At 50.2% G+C, this 23,597-nt stretch carries 24 protein-coding genes and 1 pseudogene; 13 read left to right on the top strand and 12 right to left on the bottom strand.

Annotated elements, in window-relative coordinates:
- The first annotated feature begins 326 nt into the window (after positions 1-326).
- The 4 genes from NNO04_RS15395 (at position 327) to NNO04_RS15380 (ending at position 5,341) form a co-directional block, all read left to right on the top strand.
- Complete coding sequence (locus NNO04_RS15395; RefSeq protein ID WP_271445425.1) at positions 327-887, top strand: fimbrial protein; 561 nt, start codon at positions 327-329, stop codon at positions 885-887.
- A 49-nt stretch (positions 888-936) separates the two neighbouring features.
- Entirely contained in the window at positions 937-1,659 is a 723-nt protein-coding gene (locus tag NNO04_RS15390) for a fimbrial biogenesis chaperone (protein WP_271445424.1), read from the top strand.
- Between the two features lie 22 nt (positions 1,660-1,681).
- Positions 1,682-4,216: a fimbria/pilus outer membrane usher protein gene (locus tag NNO04_RS15385; protein ID WP_333908998.1), complete on the top strand. Its 2,535-nt coding sequence runs from the start codon at positions 1,682-1,684 to the stop codon at positions 4,214-4,216.
- A 126-nt stretch (positions 4,217-4,342) separates the two neighbouring features.
- Positions 4,343-5,341 (top strand): fimbrial protein, encoded by a 999-nt coding sequence (locus tag NNO04_RS15380; protein WP_271445422.1) that lies wholly within the window; start codon positions 4,343-4,345, stop codon positions 5,339-5,341.
- A 50-nt stretch (positions 5,342-5,391) separates the two neighbouring features.
- Here NNO04_RS15380 and gloA read toward each other — a convergent pair whose 3' ends face one another.
- From gloA to NNO04_RS15365, 3 genes are all read right to left on the bottom strand, one after another.
- Positions 5,392-5,799: a lactoylglutathione lyase gene (gene gloA, locus NNO04_RS15375; protein WP_162380431.1), complete on the bottom strand. Its 408-nt coding sequence runs from the start codon at positions 5,797-5,799 to the stop codon at positions 5,392-5,394.
- Positions 5,800-5,895: 96 nt separating this feature from the next.
- On the bottom strand, positions 5,896-6,993 hold the full coding sequence (locus tag NNO04_RS15370; protein ID WP_271445421.1) for an alkene reductase: 1,098 nt from the start codon (positions 6,991-6,993) through the stop codon (positions 5,896-5,898).
- A 57-nt stretch (positions 6,994-7,050) separates the two neighbouring features.
- Entirely contained in the window at positions 7,051-7,650 is a 600-nt protein-coding gene (locus NNO04_RS15365; RefSeq protein ID WP_271445420.1) for a TetR/AcrR family transcriptional regulator, read from the bottom strand.
- A gap of 153 nt (positions 7,651-7,803) precedes the next feature.
- Between NNO04_RS15365 and NNO04_RS15360 the strand changes: the two genes are divergently transcribed.
- From NNO04_RS15360 to sodC, 3 genes are all read left to right on the top strand, one after another.
- Positions 7,804-8,043 carry a DUF1289 domain-containing protein gene (locus tag NNO04_RS15360; protein ID WP_192612101.1) on the top strand — a complete coding sequence of 80 codons (240 nt, stop codon included), beginning with the start codon at positions 7,804-7,806 and terminating at the stop codon, positions 8,041-8,043.
- Between the two features lie 49 nt (positions 8,044-8,092).
- Positions 8,093-8,989 carry an aldo/keto reductase gene (locus NNO04_RS15355; protein WP_271445419.1) on the top strand — a complete coding sequence of 299 codons (897 nt, stop codon included), beginning with the start codon at positions 8,093-8,095 and terminating at the stop codon, positions 8,987-8,989.
- 75 nt (positions 8,990-9,064) lie between these two features.
- A complete protein-coding gene (sodC, locus tag NNO04_RS15350) occupies positions 9,065-9,586 on the top strand; it encodes a superoxide dismutase [Cu-Zn] SodC (RefSeq protein WP_271445418.1) in 522 nt (173 codons plus the stop codon).
- Here sodC and NNO04_RS15345 read toward each other — a convergent pair.
- The 3 genes and pseudogenes from NNO04_RS15345 to NNO04_RS15335 all read right to left on the bottom strand — a co-directional run bounded on the left by NNO04_RS15345 (position 9,562) and on the right by NNO04_RS15335 (position 12,704).
- Positions 9,562-11,602, bottom strand: a pseudogene (locus NNO04_RS15345) (FUSC family protein). The gene sodC and the pseudogene NNO04_RS15345 overlap by 25 nt on opposite strands.
- Positions 11,602-12,465, bottom strand: coding sequence for an efflux RND transporter periplasmic adaptor subunit (locus NNO04_RS15340; RefSeq protein ID WP_271445417.1), 864 nt, complete (start codon positions 12,463-12,465; stop codon positions 11,602-11,604). The pseudogene NNO04_RS15345 and the gene NNO04_RS15340 overlap by 1 nt, the downstream one beginning before the upstream one ends.
- A gap of 2 nt (positions 12,466-12,467) precedes the next feature.
- Complete coding sequence (locus NNO04_RS15335) at positions 12,468-12,704, bottom strand: DUF1656 domain-containing protein (RefSeq protein WP_271445416.1); 237 nt, start codon at positions 12,702-12,704, stop codon at positions 12,468-12,470.
- A gap of 192 nt (positions 12,705-12,896) precedes the next feature.
- On the opposite strand from NNO04_RS15335, the gene slyA reads away from it, so the two are divergent.
- A complete protein-coding gene (gene slyA, locus NNO04_RS15330; protein ID WP_271445415.1) occupies positions 12,897-13,337 on the top strand; it encodes a transcriptional regulator SlyA in 441 nt (146 codons plus the stop codon).
- A 73-nt stretch (positions 13,338-13,410) separates the two neighbouring features.
- On the opposite strand, the gene slyB is transcribed toward slyA, so the two are convergent.
- Positions 13,411-13,878, bottom strand: a complete 468-nt coding sequence (gene slyB, locus NNO04_RS15325; RefSeq protein WP_162380421.1) for an outer membrane lipoprotein SlyB — start codon at positions 13,876-13,878, stop codon at positions 13,411-13,413.
- 278 nt (positions 13,879-14,156) lie between these two features.
- Between slyB and anmK the strand changes: the two genes are divergently transcribed.
- From anmK to pdxY, 5 genes are all read left to right on the top strand, one after another.
- Complete coding sequence (anmK, locus tag NNO04_RS15320; protein WP_271445414.1) at positions 14,157-15,278, top strand: anhydro-N-acetylmuramic acid kinase; 1,122 nt, start codon at positions 14,157-14,159, stop codon at positions 15,276-15,278.
- A gap of 93 nt (positions 15,279-15,371) precedes the next feature.
- The gene (gene mliC, locus NNO04_RS15315; RefSeq protein ID WP_271445413.1) at positions 15,372-15,695 is read left to right on the top strand and encodes a C-type lysozyme inhibitor; all 324 of its coding nucleotides are present in this window, start codon (positions 15,372-15,374) and stop codon (positions 15,693-15,695) included.
- Positions 15,696-15,753: 58 nt separating this feature from the next.
- On the top strand, positions 15,754-16,410 hold the full coding sequence (gene pdxH / locus NNO04_RS15310) for a pyridoxamine 5'-phosphate oxidase (protein ID WP_271445412.1): 657 nt from the start codon (positions 15,754-15,756) through the stop codon (positions 16,408-16,410).
- A gap of 126 nt (positions 16,411-16,536) precedes the next feature.
- On the top strand, positions 16,537-17,811 hold the full coding sequence (gene tyrS / locus NNO04_RS15305) for a tyrosine--tRNA ligase (RefSeq protein WP_271445411.1): 1,275 nt from the start codon (positions 16,537-16,539) through the stop codon (positions 17,809-17,811).
- Between the two features lie 59 nt (positions 17,812-17,870).
- Positions 17,871-18,731 carry a pyridoxal kinase PdxY gene (gene pdxY, locus NNO04_RS15300; protein WP_271445410.1) on the top strand — a complete coding sequence of 287 codons (861 nt, stop codon included), beginning with the start codon at positions 17,871-17,873 and terminating at the stop codon, positions 18,729-18,731.
- An 85-nt stretch (positions 18,732-18,816) separates the two neighbouring features.
- Here pdxY and gstA read toward each other — a convergent pair whose 3' ends face one another.
- The 5 genes from gstA to rsxG all read right to left on the bottom strand — a co-directional run bounded on the left by gstA (position 18,817) and on the right by rsxG (position 23,597).
- The gene (gene gstA, locus NNO04_RS15295) at positions 18,817-19,422 is read right to left on the bottom strand and encodes a glutathione transferase GstA (protein WP_271445409.1); all 606 of its coding nucleotides are present in this window, start codon (positions 19,420-19,422) and stop codon (positions 18,817-18,819) included.
- 105 nt (positions 19,423-19,527) lie between these two features.
- On the bottom strand, positions 19,528-21,033 hold the full coding sequence (gene dtpA, locus NNO04_RS15290; RefSeq protein WP_271445408.1) for a dipeptide/tripeptide permease DtpA: 1,506 nt from the start codon (positions 21,031-21,033) through the stop codon (positions 19,528-19,530).
- A gap of 612 nt (positions 21,034-21,645) precedes the next feature.
- Positions 21,646-22,281 carry an endonuclease III gene (gene nth / locus NNO04_RS15285; RefSeq protein WP_271445407.1) on the bottom strand — a complete coding sequence of 212 codons (636 nt, stop codon included), beginning with the start codon at positions 22,279-22,281 and terminating at the stop codon, positions 21,646-21,648.
- Positions 22,278-22,973, bottom strand: a complete 696-nt coding sequence (gene rsxE / locus NNO04_RS15280) for an electron transport complex subunit RsxE (RefSeq protein WP_271445406.1) — start codon at positions 22,971-22,973, stop codon at positions 22,278-22,280. The genes nth and rsxE overlap by 4 nt, the downstream gene beginning before the upstream one ends.
- A 3-nt stretch (positions 22,974-22,976) precedes the next feature.
- Complete coding sequence (rsxG, locus tag NNO04_RS15275; RefSeq protein WP_271445405.1) at positions 22,977-23,597, bottom strand: electron transport complex subunit RsxG; 621 nt, start codon at positions 23,595-23,597, stop codon at positions 22,977-22,979.

Genomic DNA, 23,597 nt, shown 5'->3' with positions numbered 1-23,597 from the left:
ATTATGTATTGTTAAACTTATGTTTACTGATTTGGTAGACCATTCATATTGTGAATAGTCTAAAAATGGACCCAGCATTGATTATTGACGGTGTTTTATTAAAATACAATATTGTTGTGTTTTTATAGCTATTATACTGACGCTGAAGTTATTCCTTTACATGGGTTACTGAATTTGCCTCGGAATATTAATTGTTACAAAACATAAAATGTAGTTGCTATAAATAACATGAAGAACCCTTACAGATAGCACTGGCTGAGTGAGTGTTAAATTATCAGGGATAATTGATATTCAATAAATACTCTTGTTATAGGTTGGAGAGAGAAATGAAATTGCGTAAGTTATACATGGCAATGTCTGCCTGTGCGATAGTGAGTTTGTCTGGCATAAATACAGCGAATGCAGCGGCAACAGATAAAGGAACAATTCACTTCTCCGGAGAAGTGATTGCGTCAACCTGCGATGTATCCGTTGATGCGGCTGGTCCAAATGGCACGGTGACTCTTGATAAAGTGTCAACAGAAACGATCGCCGGCATCGGCACGACAGCAAAACCGAAACCTTTCACTATTTCCGTTACAGGGTGTGCGGCTAGCGCGACAGGTGTCGGTGTTGCTTTCGGCGTGGCAAATGGAACTCCGGATGCCAATGGCAATCTGGCAAACGAAGAAGTGAATCCGACTAAAGTCAGCCTGCAGTTGGTTGATGTTGCTAAATCAAATACGGCAATTGATTTAAATGCGGACCAGAGCGGTGGGTCGAAATTTCCCATCGATGCCGGTGGGAAAGGTTCGCTTGAATATAACGTGCAATATTACAGTAATGATGCCGCTCCTGCTGTGGGTTTAGTGACTGCTAATGCCACCTATGAGTTATCATATCAATAAATAAGCAAACAGAGTGTTGTTAACAAATGGTCACTTCTGGATTAATTTGATGAAACATTTTAAATTCTTTTGTCTGATGTCATTACTGATGGCACAGTTTGGTTTCAGCACTCTCTCATTTGCAGGTTTGGTGTTAGATGGGACCCGTGTTATTTATCCTGCTGGTGAAAACGAAGTCACTGTACGAATGAAAAATACAGGAAGCCTACCTGTTCTGGCGCAAAGTTGGATCGATAATGGCGTCAAGAACGAGACACCTGATAAAATATCATCGGTCTTTGTCTTAACACCGCCCATTAATCGGGTGAATGCGGGAAAAGGACAGACGTTGAGGATCAGTTTGCTTGCAGAAAATACCCTTCCGCAGGATAAAGAATCTGTTTTTTATCTTAATGTACTGGCTATCCCTGCAAAGTCGAAGGACTCTATTAATACAAGCCAGATCAATATTGCCTTCAAAACCCGTATCAAAATTTTCTATCGTCCGGATTCACTCAAAGGCAGTGCCAATGATGCCCCCAATTTACTACGCTGGAACATTAGCGGTAACGGTGTCACTGTGACAAATCCAACACCTTATTATGTCACGCTGACTGAAGTGACTTATGCTTCAAATGGAAAGAAAGTTGTTGCCGCAGGACAGATGATTTCACCGGGTGGTACAAGTGATTTTCATTTCAATGGGGTGAGTCAGGTCAGTAGTGTAGATTCAATCGAATATGCATCAATCAATGATTTCGGTGGATTGAATAAATATAAAGTTAAAAAATAATGTATTCGCTGGTGATTCTATTATGCGCTTATTCCATGTGCTATGTTTCGTTAGTATCGCGCTCCCGTTACAATATGCTGTTGCCGGGCTAAATACAGACGTTTCATCCTCAATGGAACTTGCAGGGAATTATGAATTTAATGATGCTTTTGTTAATCGTTCTGGCGCGAAAATAATCGACCTGAAACGATTTTCAAATGGCACTAATGTATTGCCCGGTATCTATAAAGTTATTGTTTTGGTGAATACTGAAAAATTAACGATTTCTAACATTGAATTCAGGACAGGGGTGAATAATGCGGTTGATGCGTGTATCCCAGAAAATGTTATTGAATTGATTAGTTTTAAAAAAGAACAGATTAAATTCACACAATGGGAAGTTCTGACTGACAGTAAGATCTGTACGCATATACAGGATATCGTTCCGGAGGCAACGCAGGAGTTTGACAGTGAATCTCAGCAATTAAGTCTCTCTATTCCGCAAGTCTATATCAATAAACTACCCCGTGGTTCTGTTCCCCCATCAATGTGGGATAGCGGGATACCCGCCCTGATGCTGGGATACAATATGAATGGCTACGAATCTAAGAACAGCAATTATGAATCGAAATCAGTGTACGCCTCGCTCAACAGTGGTCTGAATATTGGCGCATGGTATTTTCGTCACAATGGTTCCTGGAACTGGATGCAGGATCAGGGTGGTCATTACAATGTCCTGAATACCTATGTACAGCGGGATATTCCCGCAATCCTGGGGCGTCTGGCTGCCGGGCAACTCAATACCAGTGGACAATTGTTTGATACATTACCCATCAGTGGGGCGCAGGTGGCCAGTGATGAACGTATGTTGCCACAATCGCAGCGCGGTTATGCACCTGAAATACGCGGTGTGGCGAAAACGAATGCGAAGGTCACGGTTAAACAGAGCGGTCAGACGATTTATGAAACCACCGTTTCGCCCGGCGCGTTTGTTATTAGCGATCTGTATCCGACCGGTTATGGCGGCAACCTGGATGTGAGCATTGAAGAGGCTGATGGCTCGCAGCAGAACTTTTCCATTCCTTATTCGTCAGTGTCGCAATTACTGCGTCCCGGAAGTTCGCGTTACAGCCTCAGTGTAGGGAAACTACGCAGCGATAGCGTATCGGACGATCCTGTCTTTACGGAAGCGACCTGGCAACGGGGACTCACCAACATTCTGACAGGGTATGGGGGCGTTCAGGTAAACAAGGATTATCAGGCGGTAAAAATTGGCGCAGCCTTAGGTTTTCCCATCGGTGCTGTTGCCTTTGATGTCACCGAATCCAAAGCGCATCTTCTTCCCGATCGTGACAACATGTCAGGGCAAAGCTATCAGATAAGTTACAGCAAACTGATTAAGGAAACGAACAGTAATATCACGCTGGCAGCGTACCGTTTCTCCAGTAGTGGATATATGGATTACCTCACGGCGATGGAAACCCTCGATGATCTTCATCATGGTGATGATGATCATCAGATTCAGCGCCAGAAAAACCGTTTTACACTTAATTTGAGTCAGGGACTGAAAGAAGGATGGGGACAGTTATATATCAGCGCCAGTGTGGAAAACTATTGGAATAAAGGCTCTGCTGAGCGGCAATATCAGGTTGGTTATTCCAATAGTTATAAATGGTTGAGTTATAGTCTGAATATCAGCCGTAGCCAGGACGAATGGGGTAAATCACAGACCAGCTATTTTCTGAATTTCTCGCTTCCCTTGTGGGAAAGTCACGATATGGGGACCTATGCGCCGCAACTCAGTATGAGCTATAACCAGAACTCATCTGGCTCAGCCTCAGAACAAGCGATTATTTCGGGCAGTCTGGGTGAACAGAACCAGTATACTTACTCGGTCAGCGGCACTCATGACAACGCTGTTGGAACAAGCGGCAACGTTGCCGGGACATATAAATCTAGCCTCGCATCACTTTCCGCAACCTACAGCAAAGGTCGCGATTATCACAGTACTTCAGTTGGTATGTCTGGCTCTCTGGTCGTGCACTCTGGAGGGATCACGCTTACACCTTACACGGGTGATACGTTCACTTTGGTTGAGGCAAAAGGCGCAGAAGGGGCGGCAATCCCCTCTTATCCAGGCGTAACCATAGACCGTTTTGGCTATGCTCTGTTTCCTTCAACCACCCCTTATCAATTAAATGATGTGGTCATCGATCCAAAGGGGATATCTGAAAACGCTGAGCTGGAAAACACCTCGCAAAAAATAGTCCCGCGCTATGGTGCGGTGGTAAAGGCGAAGTTTGATGCGCGCCAGGGGAGACCCATTTTAATTCAGGCGAATTTTGACGGTAAAACGCTGCCGTTTGGCGCGGATGTTTTTGATGACAACGGTATCAGCGTCGGGGTGGTCTCGCAAGGAAGCCTGATTTATGCGCGCGTACCCAATGATAAAGGCAGCCTGAATATTAAATGGGGGGATGAGGAAAATGAGCAGTGTCGTGTCAATTATGCGCTTACGCCAGAAACTGAAAAGAGAAAGAAAAGGGTGCTGAAACCGTTTGTGGAAAATTGCAGATAAACGCCAGTTACTTAATGGATAAGTGAAAGTATGACAGCGATTATATTAATTCTAAACAGGGTATTGAGTGACTCACTACGATTGGTAATGCTGTCTATTATTACATTATCGTTATGCGGAATATCTATGGACGCACACGCCAGTTATACGTCTTCATGTGTTGTATTTCATGACCTGACAGTTAAACCTGCTAATGTAACTATAAACGCTAATGATTCCTCAGCATATCCACCCGGTACGCTGATTGGTGAGGCTTATGTGGATGATTATGATGTTGTATTTTCATTCACCGGGCAGCAATGTTCTGGTAGTGGAACATCAACATGGGCATATAACCCTGGTTTTCTAGCTCCTATAGGAACCTACTCTTCACCAGAAGGTGATTTACCTGTATATTTTTCAGGAGCGCTTGGGATTGGCTATGCAATGGCTATCGCCGATCCTAACGGGTCTTACAAGGCGTTGGGAGATTTGAACAATTATTCTCAACTGTTCTCTATTGACGGCATCTTATATCAAGGAGCTTTAGGGGTAAAATTTAAAGTTTATTTTGTAACAACACAACAGCTGAATCCTGGATACCATATTATTACCGGTTCGAATTTAGCTGTCGTATGTCTATCTTCTTCTGAGACAATTAATACAAATGATACATGCTCGCATATATATAATGACGGATTTATTATTAATGTTACTTCAGGTGGCTGCGATATTAATGCCGATACTCCCAGCACCGTAAATCTGGATCGTATCAATGCCAGTGAATTACCCAACAAAGGCGATGTCGGTAATAACGTGGATTTCACGATCAGCCTCAAATGCAACGCTGCCACCACCATCAATATGACGCTGACTGACCCCAATGGCGGCGACCCGGAAAATGGTGTGCTGTATAACGATACCGGTGAGGGGGTGGCACAAAACGTCGGTGTACAGGTACTGTCAGGCAGAGACGGAGGGACGACGCCGCAAACCATTCATCTGAATGAATCATTTACAGTGGGTCAGGCGGACGAAGGGCAATATAACATTCCGATGTCTGCCCGGTATTACAGGACGTCAGACAGCACTATCGTAGGAGGCAAAGTCTCCGCTTCCGTTATTTACGAGTTGTCCTACCAATAATGACGTCATAATAAGATAAGAAGGCGCAGAGACTATGCGCCCTGCTGGCATTAGTTACCCAGACCGCGACCGGCATCTTTTTCTTCGATCAGTTCGATTTTGTAACCGTCCGGATCTTCAACAAACGCAATCACCGTGGTGCCGCCTTTAACCGGGCCAGCTTCACGGGTGACGTTGCCGCCGTTCTGGCGAATACGCTCGCAGGCTTCGGCGGCGTTATCGACACTCAGGGCGATATGACCGTAAGCGGTACCCAGCTCATACTTATCGACGCCCCAGTTATAGGTCAGCTCAATCACCGCTTCATCACGTTCTTCACCGTAACCGACGAACGCCAGAGAGTATTTGTATTCGGTGTTTTCGCTGGTGCGCAGTAGCTTCATGCCCAGCACTTTGGTGTAAAAATCAATGGAGCGTTGCAGATCGCCGACGCGCAACATGGTATGCAGTAAACGCATTGTGATTCCCCTTAAAATGGTCAATACATTCAAAATGTTGTTTTAGTATAGCGGCGATTTTACGCCGCTATCAATGAAGGAATACAGAAGGTGGGATCAGAGAGTAGGGTAATCGGTATAGCCTTCCGCGCCACCGCCATAAAAACTCTCACTGCGCTGTGGGTTGAGTTCGGCTTTACGTTGCAAACGCGCAACCAGGTCCGGATTGGCGATATACGCACGACCAAATGCCACGGCATCGATCAAACCTTTCGCAATCAGATCCTCGGCTTTTTCGGGGGTGTAAGCGCCTGCGCCGATGATCGGGCCGTGGAAACGTTCACGCACTTTACGGCGGAATTCTTCGGTATAAGGTTGACCGCCCGCCCAGTCCGGTTCGGACATATGCAGATATGCAATACCGCGTTTACCCAACTGTTCAATCAGATACAGCGCGTCAGCTTCTTCGTTTGGACCGTTATCCACATTCTGGAAAGAGCCTATTGGCGACACGCGGATACCAATGCGATCTGCTCCCCATTCCTGAATACCGGCATCCACCACTTCCAGCACCAGACGCGCACGGTTTTCTACGCTGCCGCCATATTGATCGGTACGGTGGTTTGAGGTCGGGGAGAGAAATTGGTGGAGCAGATAACCGTGAGCTGAATGCAGCTCTACCAGATCAAATCCGGCTTCACGCGCGTTCGCAATCGCCTGGCGGAAATCGTTCACGATACCCGGAATTTCTTCGGTTTCCAGTGCGCGCGGCATTGAGGTATCTACGCGGGTCGCATGACCCTTCTCATCGCGCAGAGAAGTACGGGTATTTGCGCTGATCGCTGAAGCCGAAACGGGTGCCTGACCATTTGGCTGCAGGCTGGAATGAGAAATACGCCCGGTGTGCCAAAGTTGCACGGCAATATGCCCCTGTTCAGCGTGAACGCCGGCGGTGATTTTTTTCCATGCCGCAATCTGTTCCGGGCTGTGCAGTCCAGGTGCGCCAGCGTAACCTTTCGCCTGGGCAGAAATCTGGGTGGCTTCACTGATGATAAGCCCTGAGCTTGCGCGTTGGCGGTAATATTCCGCCATTAACGGTGTCGGAATATCACCGGGTTCAATGCTGCGCAAACGCGTAAGAGGGGCCATAAATACGCGGTTTGCAGCTGTGATGGCACCGACTTTCAATGGGGTAAATAATTTTTCGGATGACATGGTGGATGACTCCTGAATAGACCGGTCGTCTAGTGGTGAAGTAAATAAAAACGCCTGTTAAACCGCAGGCGTTGCAACAATGGTTTTTACATGTGCCAGCGCGCTTTCCAGCGGTGCTGCACTACGCGAAATTTTGGCCTGCAGGTTCGCCCCTAACCACAGGGCATACAGCACCTGCGCCTGTTGCAGAGGTTCGCCGACAAACGACAAACAGTGACTATCACGCCCTTTTTCCAGCGCTTGCGCCAGCAGCGCAGTAATATGCCGAGCGCCTTTGTCCATCGCGGTGCGCATATCTTCCGAAAGATCGCACACCTCAGCGGAAAGTTTAACGGTTAGACAACCGCTAATACTGCCTTGCTGGCAAAACTGGTTCAGGGTTTCCTGATAGTACGTCAAAACCCGGTCGCGATAATTTCCCGCACCGGATTCCAGCAGCGTCGCCAGACGCAGATGGTACGCGGCATAATGGCGCTCCAGCATCGCGACGCCAAACGCTTCTTTAGAGCGAAAATAGTGATAAAACGAACCCTTGGGCACTTCGGCAGTTTTCAGCAGTTCGCTCAATCCCATTCCGGTGAAGCCTTTCTGCATGCAAAGCTTTTCGCCTGTTGCCAGAAGATGTTCGCGTGTGTCATGTTCAGTTTGTTTGTTCATGGGAAAAGAGTGTAATAGACCAGTCGGTCTAATGCAACTGAAGTTGCCAGAAATTCAGTTAGCGTCTTCAATTGTCATATGCAGGTCATTCTTCCTGTGGTGCGCCGCAACATGAAGCAGGGTATGTATGACCATCTTAATTAAGGAGGGGATGTGGCTGAGCAGTTGGAGTTTTTTCCCGTCCAGAGCCCGTGCCGCGGAATTTGTCAGTCAGATGACCGTGGGTTTTGTCGTGGATGCCTGCGCAGTCGTGATGAGCGCTTTAACTGGCAAAATATGAGCGACGCTGAAAAACAAGAGGTGTTGCGCTTATGCCGTCAGCGTCTGATGCGCAGATTGCGTGCAAACAAACCCGACCCGCAGGAAGAACCGCAACAACCTTCACTCTTTTAAAAGCGTAATTGCGTATACTCAAAACCTGTCTATTGATGAGGAAGCAGTTATGGTTCAGCGTGTCACGATTGCGCCGCAAGGTCCGGAGTTTTCCCGCTTTGTTATGGGCTACTGGCGTTTGATGGACTGGAATATGTCCGCGCGTCAGTTGGTGAGTTTCATTGAAGAGCATCTTGAATTAGGCGTTACCACGATTGACCATGCGGATATTTATGGCGGCTACCAGTGCGAAGCGGCTTTTGGCGAGGCTATGAAACTGGCGCCGCATCTGCGCGAACGCATGCAAATAGTCACTAAATGCGGTATTGCCACTACCGCCCGGGCAGAAAACACGCTCGGTCATTACATTACCGATAGCGACCATATCATTGCGAGCGCAGAACAGTCGCTGAAAAACCTGGCAACCGACCATCTTGATCTTCTGTTAATTCATCGCCCCGACCCGTTGATGGATGCCGATGATGTCGCAGAAGCGTTTAAACAGTTGCACAAAAGCGGAAAAGTCAGACACTTTGGCGTGTCAAACTTCACGCCAGCGCAGTTCACTCTGTTGCAGTCTCGCTTGCCGTTTACCCTTGCGACAAACCAGGTGGAAATCTCACCGGTTCACCAGCCCTTATTACTGGACGGCACGCTCGATCAGCTCCAGCAACTGCGCATTCGCCCAATGGCCTGGTCCTGCCTCGGTGGCGGGCGCCTGTTTAATGATGAGCAATTCCAGCCGCTGCGTAATGAACTGGCCACGGTTGCGGAAGAGCTCAATGCGCAATCCATTGAGCAGGTGGTGTATGCGTGGATTTTGCGACTGCCTTCTCAGCCATTGCCGATTATCGGTTCCGGGAAAATTGAACGTGTGCGTTCAGCGATTGAAGCAGAATCGTTGCATATGTCACGCCAGCAATGGTTCCGTATCCGCAAAGCCGCCCTCGGTTACGACGTGCCGTAACTCACTCACGGACTTTACGCTCAATTTTATTTCACTGGTTTACACTTAACGGGGAGATAAATTGACGGAGGTCTTATGAAACGTGTGAGTCTGGCAGTGTTGACGCTGTTGGTTTGTGCGGGTGCGCAAGCCAACAGTGAAAAAGTGGATATGAATCTGGTGACATCGCAAGGCGTCGGGCAAGCGATTGGCACGGTCACTATCACAGAAACCGATAAAGGTCTGCAATTTTCACCCGACCTCAAAGCGTTACCCGCAGGAGAACATGGCTTCCACGTCCATACCAACGGTAGCTGCGAGCCCGCGATGAAAGAGGGGAAAGCCATCGCCGCACAGGCCGCAGGAGGACATCTCGATCCCCAAAAAACCGGCAAGCATGAAGGACCCAATGGCGCAGGCCATATGGGTGATTTGCCCCTGTTAGTGGTAAATAGCGACGGTACAGCAACCACGCCCGTCGTTGCCCCGCGACTCACCTCCCTGAATGATGTTAAAGACAAAGCGCTGATGATCCATGTTGGCGGCGATAACATGTCCGATCAGCCAAAACCGCTGGGTGGTGGCGGGGAGCGTTACGCCTGTGGTGTGATCAAATAATCAGGATGTCAGCGTACCCTGCGGTGGTGCTTGTTCTAACTGCGAAAGTGAACAGTGAAGTCGCCAGATAAGCGCCGCCAGCTCTTGTGCCGCAGGCTGATGATGGTGCGCGAGTGTGTCGCAGATGCGCTGTAATTCCTGCAACGTGGCGGCGAGCGGGCGTTGTTGAACGCCGCGTTCGCTCATCACGTCATGCAATAAAGAGATGCAAATATCCTTCACCCGCGAAAGTGGATCTGAACGCGCCTCCCAGGCGCGTAATTGCCACACAACGTGCGAACAGTTCAGCAAAACGACTCCCCATCGTAATAACCAACGTCGCGCTAACGCATCCTGGCTGTTGCTGAGTTGGCTAACGTGATGATACGTCAGGGATTCAAATTCATTCTCGCTCAGAGAGGGGGTACGGCTGAGCTGATCCACAAAATCCCGGCGTAATGCGCGAATGTGACGCCGGCTTTTCCTGGCGTCTGAGCCGGGGCGAAGAATGGCGAATGCCAGCCAGGAGAGGGCAACACCGACTATCTTGGCGACGTTGTCGTTTAAAAAATCAGCCAGATCATAAACCGGTGGATTGGTGACGGCGATAAACGACCCCATAAACACAATGAGTTGTCCCCAAAGCCCCGCCAGTTTTGGCATCTGTAACTTCAGTAACTGCATCGTCGCGAGCAGCGGGAACAGGAACAGCAGGAACTGCCAGAGATCAGTGATTTGTACCATCAACCCAAATTTGACAACGAAACTGAACAGCGACAACAGAATAAGCGTGCGCATCAGCAGGGAGAGCGATTTGAACGGGGTCGCAACGGCAGAGTAGAGTACGCAACTGATGGCCGCCAGCGTCAATGCGCCAGAGCCTGACTCCCATTGCGCGCCAATGCCCCATGCGCCAATCACCATCAAAGTGCAAAACGTCCGCAGGCCACTCCAGATGGCTTCTGCGTTGTCGGTGTGACGCGCAAGCCCAGGGCTGCGCTTCACGTTTATCTGCTCAACCGGCGCGCCATTTTCCAGCAAATGTAATCGATGGCTGCTCTGTAAGTAGACCCGGCAGAAATAACGTAGCCGCTGCCAGAATGCGACGTGCCGGTAATCCTGGCTGTCCAGGGGGCGCAATGGGGCAATAATCCGCGCCACGGTGTAGCTGTCCGTTTGTGGCTTAGCGAGAGTGACCAGAAGCTCTTCAAGCACGCCCTGCAGATGCGCCGGTGGGTGGGGCCAGTTCAGTAGCATCCTGCGAAGGCTCGAGATGACGCTGGTCAGGCGCAGTTGTTGGTGCAGCAGTGAATTCAGCAAGGCATTCTGTCGACGAAAACGATAATGGCTCCAGAAGGCCTGGATGCGTAACAAATTCATCGTCAGTATCTGACCGATGACCCCTTCGTGGGCGGCACGAATGGCGTCAGTTGTTTCGGGCCGCCAGAGTTGGCTAGCATGCTCCAGCAATCGCGCGTGCATGTTTTTTAACGCGGTGAGTAATGCGGTGCCGTCAGAGGTACTGGGCAAGATCATCATCATCATCGCCCCACACAGAATACCTACAATCACTTCACACACGCGAGCCTGAGCAATATCCCATAACTGGGTGATATCGCTAATATTGACCATCGGAAAGGCGATGATTGCAGCCGTATAGCCCGCCAACTGAAACGCATAGGCTACGTTGTTGGTGAAGTGAGCGCAGGCCCAGGTACAAAAGCCAATCCAGACGGACATACTCAGCAGAAAGAGCCAGGGCTCGTTGAGGGTATGTCCAGCCAGGATTAGGGCTGCTGTTGCACCAAGCAAACTCCCGGCGATACGTCCCAGGCTTTTGCTGATAACGCCGCCCACCGTTGGAAAACTTACGACGGCAGCAGACGTCATCGCCCAGTAAGGTTCATCCAGGTTCAGATAATAGGCAAACGTCAGCGCCAGACACATGGCAATGGTATTGCGTAAGGCATATCGCCACTGCCCGGATGTTGCTTTAAACCAGGGGGCGTTTTGCAACACCTGATGAAGGCGTTTCATTAGCGCTGATCCGTAATCGCCACGCTGCAGGTGGTGCCCGACACCAGCGTGATGTCATGCGGCAATGCGTTAAATTCAATTCGCACCGGGACGCGTTGCGCCAGACGAACCCACGGAACATTGGGTTTGATATCCGGCACCAGCCCGGAGTCGCTTTCCACACTTTGATCGTAGATGGCCCGGCCAATGCTGGATACGTGACCCTGTAACTTTATATTGCCGCTGTACAGCGTGATTTGTGCCGGAGCACCTTCACGGATATGGCGCAATTTGGTTTCCTCAAAATACCCCATCACATAAAATGAGTGACTGTCGACAAGCGCAAACAGGGGCTTTCCGGTGGCGGCATAATCTCCCGTGCGGGTTGAAAGATTGGTGACCCACCCCGCGACAGGGGCTTTGACTTCCGTCTGGGTTAGCTGCCACTGCGCCTGTTTCAGGGTGGCTCTGGCGACTTCAACACTGGCCTGCATGGCTTTAACGTTCAGATTCGCCGTGTCCATATCCTCGGCGGAGATATAGTTTTGTGATAAATGTCGACGGCGATTTGCTTCATTATTGGCTTTAGCCAGATCGGACTGCGCTTTTGCTAACTGTGCTTGTGCATTCAGCTCAGCGATATGGAAAGGGGTCTTGTCGATAGTAAAGAGGAGATCGCCTGCATTGACGAACTGGTTATCTTTCACGTTGAGCTGAATAATGCTTCCGGAGACCTGAGGCGTCACGCTGACTTGTTCTGCCCGGACTTTGCCGTCACGGGTCCACGGCGACTGCATGTAATAATTCCACAGCCACCAACCGGCCAGGACGGCGATAACAGCAATCCCAATTGTTGAAAAGTATTTAACGGTTTTCAGCGACATAATTACCACATAATCAGTAGGATAAGGCTCAGGCAGACGCAAAGTACAAAGAGAGAGAGGTCCATCAACAGGGGATGCCAGATTTCACCTGAGTAAATCCAGTCGCGTGACAGGCGATGGATTATCAACCAGATGACAAATGCCAGCGCAAACGCTTTGAACAGGGGAGGAAAATAGACTGATGCGCCGAACACCAGATCTTGTAAGGGCAGTCCTGTTGCGTTGAGCATGAATGTCACAACCATTATCCTTTGCGTTAGAAAGCGTGGCTTAGGGTTAGCATAGAGTGGGTCAACGCTCGTCTTTCACGCATAATGTCTGAAAAAATGTCTACCCGTAAGCAAATTTAGCAATACATTTGTTTTGAGAATATAAATGCTGCACACTATTCTAAAATCAGTATAATAACTTAGCAAGCTAATTATAAGGAGATGAAATTGGAATCGCCACTAGGTTCTGATCTGGCACGGTTGGTGCGCATTTGGCGTGCTCTGATTGACCATCGCTTGAAACCTCTGGAGTTGACGCAGACACACTGGGTAACGCTGCACAACATTCATCAATTGCCGCCGGAACAGTCGCAAATTCAACTGGCGAAAGCGATCGGCATTGAGCAGCCTTCACTGGTTCGCACGTTAGATCAGCTCGAAGAGAAAGGATTAATTTCGCGACAGACGTGCGCAAGCGATCGTCGCGCGAAACGGATAAAGCTCACGGAAAAAGCCACGCCTCTTATCACCGAGATGGAAGCAGTGATTAATAAGACGCGAGGGGAGATACTGGAAGGGATTTCTCCGCAGGAAATTGACCTTTTAATTAAGCTGGTTGCCAAACTCGAGCACAACATTATCGAGTTGCAATCGCAGGATTAATACAGAAAGACGTATGTGTGACCAGAGCAGGTCACACATACTCGTCTTACGTCAGGTGGCATCAGCGCTTCGGTTAGCGCGGGGATACGGTAACCTGGCTGCCGTTGCTGGCCAGTACAACGCGCTGACCTGCAGAGAACGTGGTGCTACCCTGTTTCTGAACAACCATGATGGTGTTGCCGTCATCTTTACGGATTTCCAGCTCCACACCCTGAGTTTTGTTAATCGCGCCCTGCACACTTTGACCGGCAACACCACCGGCTACTGCGCCCGCTGCGGTTGCCAGAGAACGCCCGGTACCGCCGCCGACGGTGTTACCGATGAAACCACCCAATACCGCGCCGCCGATAGCGCCGATGACATTCGAATCATCACCACCCTGAATTTGAACCGGACGAGCATTCACAATAGTCCCGTACGTGACATTCTGAACTTGTTTTGCTTCAGATGCGGTATAAACATCCCCGGAAAGGCTATCGGTGTTCGTACAGCCTGCCAAAGACAACCCCATCATTGAAACGATCAGCACACGTTTAATCATTTATAAATCTCCTGTTCACCACGAAACGCTACTTAAGCATCCCTCATGGTCAAATTATATGGCATTTGTGAGTCTAAGGTCACATGTTCTGCTGGAACATTGTGAAAATCATAATCAGAATTGGGTTAACCAAGTATAAACGAATCATTCGCGAGATTTATCAATATACAGATTCATCGCGCTGAAAGCGTGGTCAAAATTCGGCAGTGAAGCGTGGCATTGACCGGTATATTATGGTTGAGTGTGATAAGTGAAATCCATGCCAAAAAGGAAAACATATGAAATCGGGCCGTTTTATTGGTGTTATGTCCGGGACCAGTCTTGACGGTGTCGATGTTGTGCTGGCGGCAATTGACGAAAATATGGTGGCGCAACAGGCGAGTCTGACCTGGCCGATCCCTGTTCATCTGAAACAGGCCATACTGGATATTTGCCAGGGACAGCAACTCACGCTTTCCCAGTTTGGTCAGCTGGATACACAACTCGGACAACTCTTTGCCGAGGCAGTCAATGCGATGTTGGTACAGCAAAACCTTAAGCCTCAGGACGTTATTGCCATTGGCTGCCACGGGCAGACGGTGTGGCATGAGCCAGGCGGAATTGCGCCGCATACCTTGCAAATTGGTGATAACAACCAGATTGTGGCGCGTACCGGGATAACGGTGGTAGGCGATTTTCGCCGTCGTGACATTGCGCTGGGCGGTCAGGGCGCGCCGTTGGTTCCCGCATTTCATCAGGCGCTGCTGGCGCATCCCACAGAAAGGCGCATGGTGCTGAATATTGGGGGAATTGCCAATTTGTCGCTGCTGATCCCCGAACAACCGGTTCGCGGCTATGACACGGGGCCGGGGAATATGCTCATGGATGCGTGGATATGGCGGCAGTGTGGCAAACCCTATGATAAAGACGCGCAGTGGGCGAGCGAGGGCAATGTTATCCTTCCCTTGCTGCAGAATATGCTAAGCGACCCGTATTTTTCGCTGCCGGCGCCGAAGAGTACCGGACGTGAGTATTTTAACTACGGCTGGATAGAGCGGCACCTCGCATTATTTCCGGCTCTTCATCCTCGCGATGTGCAGGCAACGCTGGCGGAACTGACCGCGGTAACGATCTCAGAACAAGTCATGCTGAGTGGCGGCTGTGAGCGGTTAATGGTCTGCGGCGGCGGCAGCCGTAACCCGTTGCTGATGGCGCGTCTGGCCGGGTTGTTGCCTGGGACGGAAGTGACCAGTACCGATGACGCCGGGATCAGCGGTGATGATATGGAAGCGCTAGCTTTTGCCTGGCTTGCCTGGAGAACGCTCGCCGGACTGCCTGGAAACCTGCCTTCAGTGACGGGGGCCTCAGAACCGAGTGTGCTGGGCGCTATTTTCCCTGCGAACCCGCGAACTCAGAGTTAACTGAATTTTTCTTCGACCGACTGCCGTTACACTTAGGATGTTAGGGAGGGTATTTTTACCCTCCGGGACCAGGAAAGTCGTCAGGATACGTCTATGAAAAAACTCTTACTTGTTTGTCTGCCAATGTTGCTCACCGGTTGTAGTGCCTACAATCAATTTGTTGAGCGTATGCAAACAGATACGCTGGAATACCAGTGTGATGAAAAACCACTCACCGTCAAATTGAACAAAACCCGACAAGAGGTGAGATTTATCTACGATAATCAACAGCAAACTCTCACGCAGGGCGTGTCTGCATCAGGTGCACGCTACACGGATGGCATTTATGTCTTCTGGTCAAAAGGTGACAGTGCCACAATCTACAAACGTGACAGAATTGTGCTAAATAACTGCCAGTTACAAAACCCGAAGCGTTGAGATTTTCAGCAGGGCGGCGCACAATAGCGCCACCCACTGACAATCCGTAGCGAACATCATGTCTGATAACGACGAATTGCAGCAAATCGCGCATTTGCGCCGTGAATACACCAAAGGTGGCCTGCGTCGCCACGATCTTCCCGCCGAACCATTACCCCTTTTTGAGCGCTGGCTGGGTCAGGCATGTGATGCCAGACTTGCCGATCCGACGGCGATGGTCGTCGCGACCGTTGATGAAAACGGTCAACCTTATCAACGTATCGTGCTCCTCAAGCATTACGATGAAAAAGGGATGGTGTTTTACACCAACCTCGGCAGCCGAAAGGCGCATCAGCTTGAAAACAATCCGCGCATCAGCCTGTTATTCCCGTGGCACATGCTGGAACGTCAGGTGATGGTGATCGGTAAAGCGGAACGCCTTTCCACGCTTGAGGTGGTGAAGTATTTCCACAGTCGCCCGCGTGACAGCCAGATTGGTGCCTGGGTTTCGAAACAATCGAGCCGTATCTCCGCGCGTGGCATCCTCGAAAGCAAGTTTCTGGAGCTGAAACAGAAATTCCAGCAGGGTGAAGTTCCGCTGCCCAGCTTCTGGGGCGGATTTCGCGTCAGCATTGAGCAAATGGAATTCTGGCAGGGTGGCGAACACCGCTTGCATGACCGCTTTTTGTACCAGCGTGAAAATAACGGGTGGAAAATCGACAGGCTTGCTCCCTAAAGATGCAAATTTCTTGTTTTAAGCGCTGGTACTCCTGATTCCGGCGCTTTATTCTATGTTTCTTTCGCATCAGGCGAAAAGTCGTGTACCGGCAAAGGTGCAGTCGTTTTATACATGGAGATTTTGATGGCAAGCAGTAACTTGATTAAACAATTGCAAGAGCGGGGGCTGGTAGCCCAGGTGACGGACGAGGAAGCGTTAGCAGAGCGACTGGCGCAAGGCCCGATCGCGCTCTATTGCGGCTTCGATCCTACCGCTGACAGCTTGCATTTGGGGCATCTCGTTCCATTGTTATGCCTGAAACGCTTCCAGCAGGCAGGTCACAAACCTGTTGCGCTGGTGGGCGGCGCGACCGGTCTGATTGGCGACCCAAGCTTCAAAGCCGCTGAGCGTAAACTGAACACCGAAGACACCGTGCAGGAGTGGGTGGATAAGATCCGTAAACAGGTTGCGCCGTTCCTCGACTTCGACTGTGGCGAGAACTCAGCAGTTGCTGCGAACAACTACGACTGGTTTGGCGGCATGAACGTGCTGACTTTCCTGCGTGATATCGGCAAGCACTTCTCCGTGAATCAGATGATCAACAAAGAAGCGGTTAAGCAGCGTCTGAACCGTGACGATCAGGGCATCTCCTTTACCGAGTTTTCCTATAACCTGCTGCAGGGTTATGACTTTGCCTGCCTGAACAAACTGCATGGCGTTGCGCTGCAGATTGGCGGCTCTGACCAGTGGGGTAACATCACCTCCGGTATCGATCTGACGCGTCGCCTGCACCAGAATCAGGTCTTTGGTCTGACGGTTCCACTGATCACCAAAGCCGACGGCACCAAATTTGGTAAAACCGAAGGCGGCGCGGTGTGGCTTGATCCGAAGAAAACCAGCCCGTACAAGTTCTACCAGTTCTGGATCAACACCGCAGATGCTGATGTGTATCGCTTCCTGAAGTTCTTCACCTTTATGGACATTGAAGAGATCAATGCCCTTGAAGAAGAAGACAAAAACAGCGGTAAGGCGCCACGTGCTCAGTATGTTCTGGCCGAGCAGGTGACGCGCCTGGTGCATGGTGAAGAAGGTCTGGTGGCCGCAAAACGCATCACCGAAAGCCTGTTCAACGGCACGCTGAGTGCGCTGAGCGAAGCCGACTTCGAACAGCTGGCGCAGGATGGCGTACCGATGGTCGAGATGGAGAAGGGCGCCGATCTGATGCAGGCGTTGGTAGATTCTGAACTGCAACCGTCTCGCGGTCAGGCGCGTAAAACGATTGCTTCGAATGCTGTCACCATCAATGGCGAAAAACAGTCTGATCCTGAATATTTCTTCAACGATGCGGATCGTCTGTTTGGTCGCTATACCTTATTGCGCCGTGGCAAAAAGAACTACTGTCTGATTTGCTGGAAGTAACGCATTAAGTAACAGGGAGTGAGAAATCACTCCCTTATTTTTAATGTTCAGGTAAAAAAATGAAGAATATCCTCGCCATCCAGTCTCACGTCGTTTTTGGCCACGCGGGTAACAGTGCAGCAGAATTTCCGATGCGCCGTCTTGGCGCGAATGTCTGGCCACTCAACACCGTTCAATTTTCGAATCACACCCAATACGGTAAATGGACAGGCTGTGTCATGCCGCCCAGCCATTTGACTGAAATTGTGCAGGGAATCGCTGAAATTGATCAGTTGCAGAAGTGTGATGCCGTACTCAGTGGCTATCTTGGTTCAGCAGAACAGGGTGAGCATATTCTGGGGATTGTTCGCCAGGTGAAGGCGGCGAATCCGCAGGCGAAGTATTTCTGTGATCCGGTCATGGGGCATCCTGAAAAAGGGTGTATCGTTGCCCCTGGCGTGGCGGAATTCCATGTCCGTCATGCGCTGCCCGCGAGTGACATTATTGCGCCAAATCTGGTTGAGCTGGAAATTCTCTGTGAACATGCCGTACATAATGTTGAAGAAGCCGTGCAGGCCGCCCGTGAGTTGATTGCGATGGGGCCGGAGATCGTGCTGGTGAAACATCTGGCGCGCGCAGGTTACAGCGCAGATCGCTTTGAAATGCTGCTGGTGACCCGCGATGAAGCGTGGCATATCAGTCGCCCATTAGTGGATTTCGGCGCTCGTCAGCCAGTCGGTGTCGGCGATGTGACCAGTGGTTTACTGCTAGTCAAACTGATGCAGGGCGCGCCCCTACAGGAAGCGCTTGAACACGTTACGGCGGCGGTCTATGAAATCATGATCGCCACGAAGAGTATGCAGGAGTATGAGTTGCAGGTCGTTGCGGCACAGGATCGTATTGCGAAGCCGGAACACTACTTCAGCGCAACGCTGCTCTGATTCAATGCCCGATGATGCTACCGCTTATCGGGCAATCAGTCCTTGTCAGCCGGGTAAACGTAGCGCCACCCGGCGGTAACAATGGTTAATTCAGACCTTCCGCTTTAAGCGCCGCCTTGACGGTTGGGCGTTCTGCAACCCGCGCCATATAGGCGTCAATATGTGTCAACCCTTCCATATTGAGCTTAACGGCTCGCGCCCACCGCAACACGGTGAACAGATAAGCATCTGCAATGGTGAAACGCGGCCCACAAATGCATTGGCCATCTTTGAGTACATCATTCACGTAGTGCAGTTTTTTCTCCAGAAGGGCGCGGACCGTCGGTTTGTACTCTTCCGGAGTGTCCGGACGGAACAGCGGAGTAAAGCCTTTATGCAGCTCTGTCGCAATGTAGTTAAGCCATTCCAGCGTCCTGTAACGAGAAATACTGCTGGTGGGTGCCAGTAGCTGACGATCGGGGACGGTGTCGGCAAGGTATTGCATAATGGCGACCCCTTCTGTCAGCAGCGTGCCGTCGTCCAGCAGGAGTGCAGGAACCTGTCCTTTCGGATTCACCGCGAGAAAATCATCGCCGTTTTCCAGACGTTTTTTAATCAGATCGACACTATCCAGCGTGAAATCTTTACCGCTCTCGCGAAGGGTGATGTGGGAAGCAAGAGAGCAGGCGCCCGGTTTGTAGAACAATTTCATCGGTAACTCCTTTTTGCTGAGGTATAACCAATGGTAGTGCTACGTCGGCTAAAAAAAAAGCCGCTAACTTAACGTTAGCGGCCTTAACATCAGTTTCCCTGAAAATTACGCGGTTGCGGCCTTAGTGGCTTTTTCGCGTGCATCGTCGTCCTGAGTCATACGATTCAGCTTTGGTGCTGTCAGCAGCATCAGAACAGCGATAACCGCAGTAGCGATACCAATCTGCAGGAACACACGACCATAGACTTCCAGAGACATCAGCGGGTCGGTCACGTTTTCCGGCACCGCCATCATGTTAGCGACATAGCCACCGATGATGTTTGCGCCAGCGGTCGTCAGGAACCAGCTACCCATGATGAAGCCCATCAGACGCTGTGGAACCAGCTGTGCAACCATTGCCAGGCCCAGACCAGAAATCATCAGCTCACCGATACTCTGTAAGCCGTAGCACATGATCAGCCAGTTAACGGATACGATACCGGCTTCGTTAGCGAATTTCGCGCCGACTGGCAGGATCAGGAACGCACCGGAGCACAGCACCATACCGATAGCAAACTTGGTTGGCATTGGCAGGGTATCGCCCATCTTGTTGTAGATAGCGGCCAGAATCGGGCTACCGATAATGATCCAGAACGGGTTCAGCGCCTGATACTGCTCTGGTTCAAACGCGATACCCAAAATGGAGTGTTCAACGTTACGAATAGCAAAGAAGTTCAGAGACGTTGGCATCTGGCTGTACAGCACGAAGAAGATGATGGCTTCAAGCATCAGAATGAAGGCCACAATCATTTTACGACGCGCGGCGCCTTTCATGGCAAAGGCTTCTTTACCGAAGATAAAGACGATGCCCAGTGCAATAACGCCCAGTGCCATACGTGCGATCTGCTGGTTGTGCAACAGCCAGGTTGCAACAGCGATCAGCGCGATAACGCCCAGAATAGTCAGCAGCAGATTACGGAAGTTGATCGGCTCAAAGTCAGGTTTGGAACCGTACTGTTTAACCCAACGCTGGCAGAATGCGAAGTTAACGACGGTGATCAGCATCCCGACAACGCTCAGTGCAAATGCTGTGCTCCAGCCGTAACGGGCTGCCAGCCATGGCGTTGCCAGCATGGAGAAGAATGAGCCGATGTTGACGGACATATAGTACATGGTGAATGCACCGTCCAGACGCGGGTCATCTTTTGCATAGCAGGTAGAAAGCAGAGAAGATGGGTTCGCTTTGAACAGGCCGTTACCGACCGCAATGGCCGCCATACCCATATAAACGATACCCGCATCGTGACCGGACCATGCTACCAGAGCATAACCAATCGCCAATACGACAGCACCCAACATAATGACGCGTTTGGTGCCCAGGACTTTATCACCTAACCAACCACCAATGGCGACCAGTCCATAAACCAGGGCGCTAAAGGAGGAGAAAAGGGTGATGGAATCCGCTTCTGACATACCCAGTTGTTTTACCAGGTAGACGGCCATAATTCCTTGCAGGCCGTAATAACCGAAACGTTCCCATAACTCGATAGAGAAAATGAGATAGAACGCTTTAGGTTGTTTGAATGCGTTCAAACTCACGCTTTCAGTTGGTTTATTGTTTGCAGTAGACACTTTTACCTCTTTTTTTACATCCCATATTAACGGGGGAGTTCAGGTACGTGATGAGTCAAGTTCATCCGTCCGATTGTTATAGTGGGAGGGGAAACGGCAAGTAATGTTCACTATCTTGCCCTGTCAGACAAGGGGTTTGTAATGATCTGTTACATTTAACTTATCTGGTGGAATCATCGGTCGCACGAAATGTTATGTAGCGTTAAATTTTTTCTATTGATGAATGGCAGTTTTTTACTCTACAGAAAGGGGCTGAAATCCCCATGCTGGCGATATGTTCTGCTATATAAGCTTTTTTGTAGTGAAATAGGCCATTATCTGAAAATTAGCCAGTGTAATGTTTTGTAGTGAAAAGAAGGTATCAGGTCATCTGATTGTGGTTTTAACGGAAAGCGTCAAAAAAATTCACATTGAGTTATCAAAGTGATCTGGATCACGTATAAATAGAAATTTCCGCTATTAAAAAAACGATTAACCTGGTGGGGTGTTTAATGACCAGAATATTCCATTAGAAAGGCGCGTTGACCCGGTATCATTGTCGGTGAATCGCAGTGTCTTAAGGGTGTAACAAAACGTTATGAATGTACGGAGGAAGGGCTTCCTCCGCTGAGCTTAAATATCGACTTTCTCTTTAAATTCACAGAGATCTTCAATAATGCAGGAACCGCAACGGGGTTTGCGGGCGATGCAGGTATAGCGTCCGTGAAGGATCAACCAGTGGTGGCAATCGACTTTAAATTCCGCCGGAACCACTTTGAGCAGCTTTTCTTCAACCTGCTCAACATTCTTGCCCGGTGCAAATTGGGTCCGATTGCAGACGCGAAAAATATGCGTATCGACGGCGATAGTCGGCCAGCCAAAGGCGGTATTGAGTACCACATTGGCGGTTTTACGTCCTACCCCTGGCAACGCTTCCAGCGCGGCGCGGTCTTCAGGCACTTCACCGTTATGTTGCTCCAGCAAAATCCGACAGGTTTTGATGACATTCTCGGCTTTGCTGTTGAACAGGCCAATTGTCTTGATATAGGACTTAACGCCTTCTACGCCGAGCGCCAGCATCGCCGCAGGGGTATTAGCGACGGGATAGAGCTTAGCGGTCGCTTTGTTCACGCTAACGTCCGTGGCCTGCGCGGAGAGCAAAACGGCGATCAGTAGCTCAAACGGCGACGTAAAATTTAGCTCTGTGGTGGGGTGCGGATTGTTGTCGCGAAGACGCGTCAGAATTTCCAGCCGTTTTGTTTTGTTCATGAGACATTCCCTGTTTCGCCTGCCGGGGCATCTGTCGCAACGGCTTCAGCACGACGTTTTTTCATCTTCTCATCGATAAGGTATTTCACAGCCAGCATGAGTCCCAGGCCGATAAAGGCTCCCGGAGGCAACATTGCCAACAGGAACGGTGAATCGGTATGGAAAATTTCTACCCGCAACACTTTTGCCCAACTGCCGAGCAGACTATCCGCACCGTCAAACAACGTCCCGTTACCGAGGATCTCGCGTAGCGAGCCGAGCACGAACATCGCGCAGGTCGCCCCCATTCCGATAGAAAAACCGTCAAGCGCCGAGAGCGCCGGGCCTTTTCTGGCGGCAAACGCCTCCGCGCGTCCTACCACAATGCAGTTCGTGACAATCAGAGGGATAAAAATCCCCAGCGACTGGTACAAGCCAAACGCATAAGCATTGATGAGCATTTGTACTGCGCTAACTACGGAAGCAATGATCATCACGTAGATAGGGATGCGGATCTCCGCTGGCGTCCAGCGACGTAGTGCCGAAATCGTCAGGTTGGTGAGTGTCAGTACAAGCGTCGTGGCAAGACCTAAACCCAGCGCGTTGGTGGCGGTTGAGGTAACTGCCAGCAGGGGGCACATACCGAGTAACTGCACGAGGGCGGAGTTATTTTTCCAGAGCCCCTGAACAATGACGTCTTTAATTTCGCTCATGGTTTATTCTCCACAGGCGGTGAGTTGGGGGAGTTGCGCAGGAAGTGTTTGCGCATACAGACCTGCGCGTTTCACTGCATTAACAACCGCTCGCGGCGTAATGGTCGCGCCAGTGAACTGGTCAAAGTCGCCGCCATCTTTTTTTACCGCCCAGTGCGCGTCATGTTCTCCGCCGATGCTCTTGCCCGCAAAGTGGGTTATCCAGTCGGAGAGGCGCAATTCTATTTTGTCGCCCAGGCCTGGCGTTTCATGGTGCTCTGTCACCCGCGTGCCGAGGACCGTACCGTTGAAATCGGCACCCACTAACAGCTGAATTGCGCCAGAGTAGCCATCAGGTGCCGTAGCCTCCAGGATCGCCGCAACTGGCGTATCGTCCATACGGGCTATATAAACACGATGTGCACCTTTCCCTAATGCCGGGCTGTTAACGACAAAACAGCTATTCAGCAGGTTATTATTGTAGCGATCCGCCGGAATAACCTGATCAAACAACACTTTTTGCTGCAACGCGGCCTGCTCATCAATCGTTGTTTTTGTCATCATATTGATGGCGGCGGTCAGTCCTGTCGACCCCGCCGCAAACAGCGCCAGCGTGATGCCGTGTTTACGAATTGTTTTCAGCAT

It is taken from the genome of Citrobacter sp. Awk 4 (assembly GCF_028069725.1).
Taxonomy (GTDB): domain Bacteria; phylum Pseudomonadota; class Gammaproteobacteria; order Enterobacterales; family Enterobacteriaceae; genus Citrobacter_D.
This window is presented reverse-complemented; position numbering and strand designations above follow the sequence as displayed.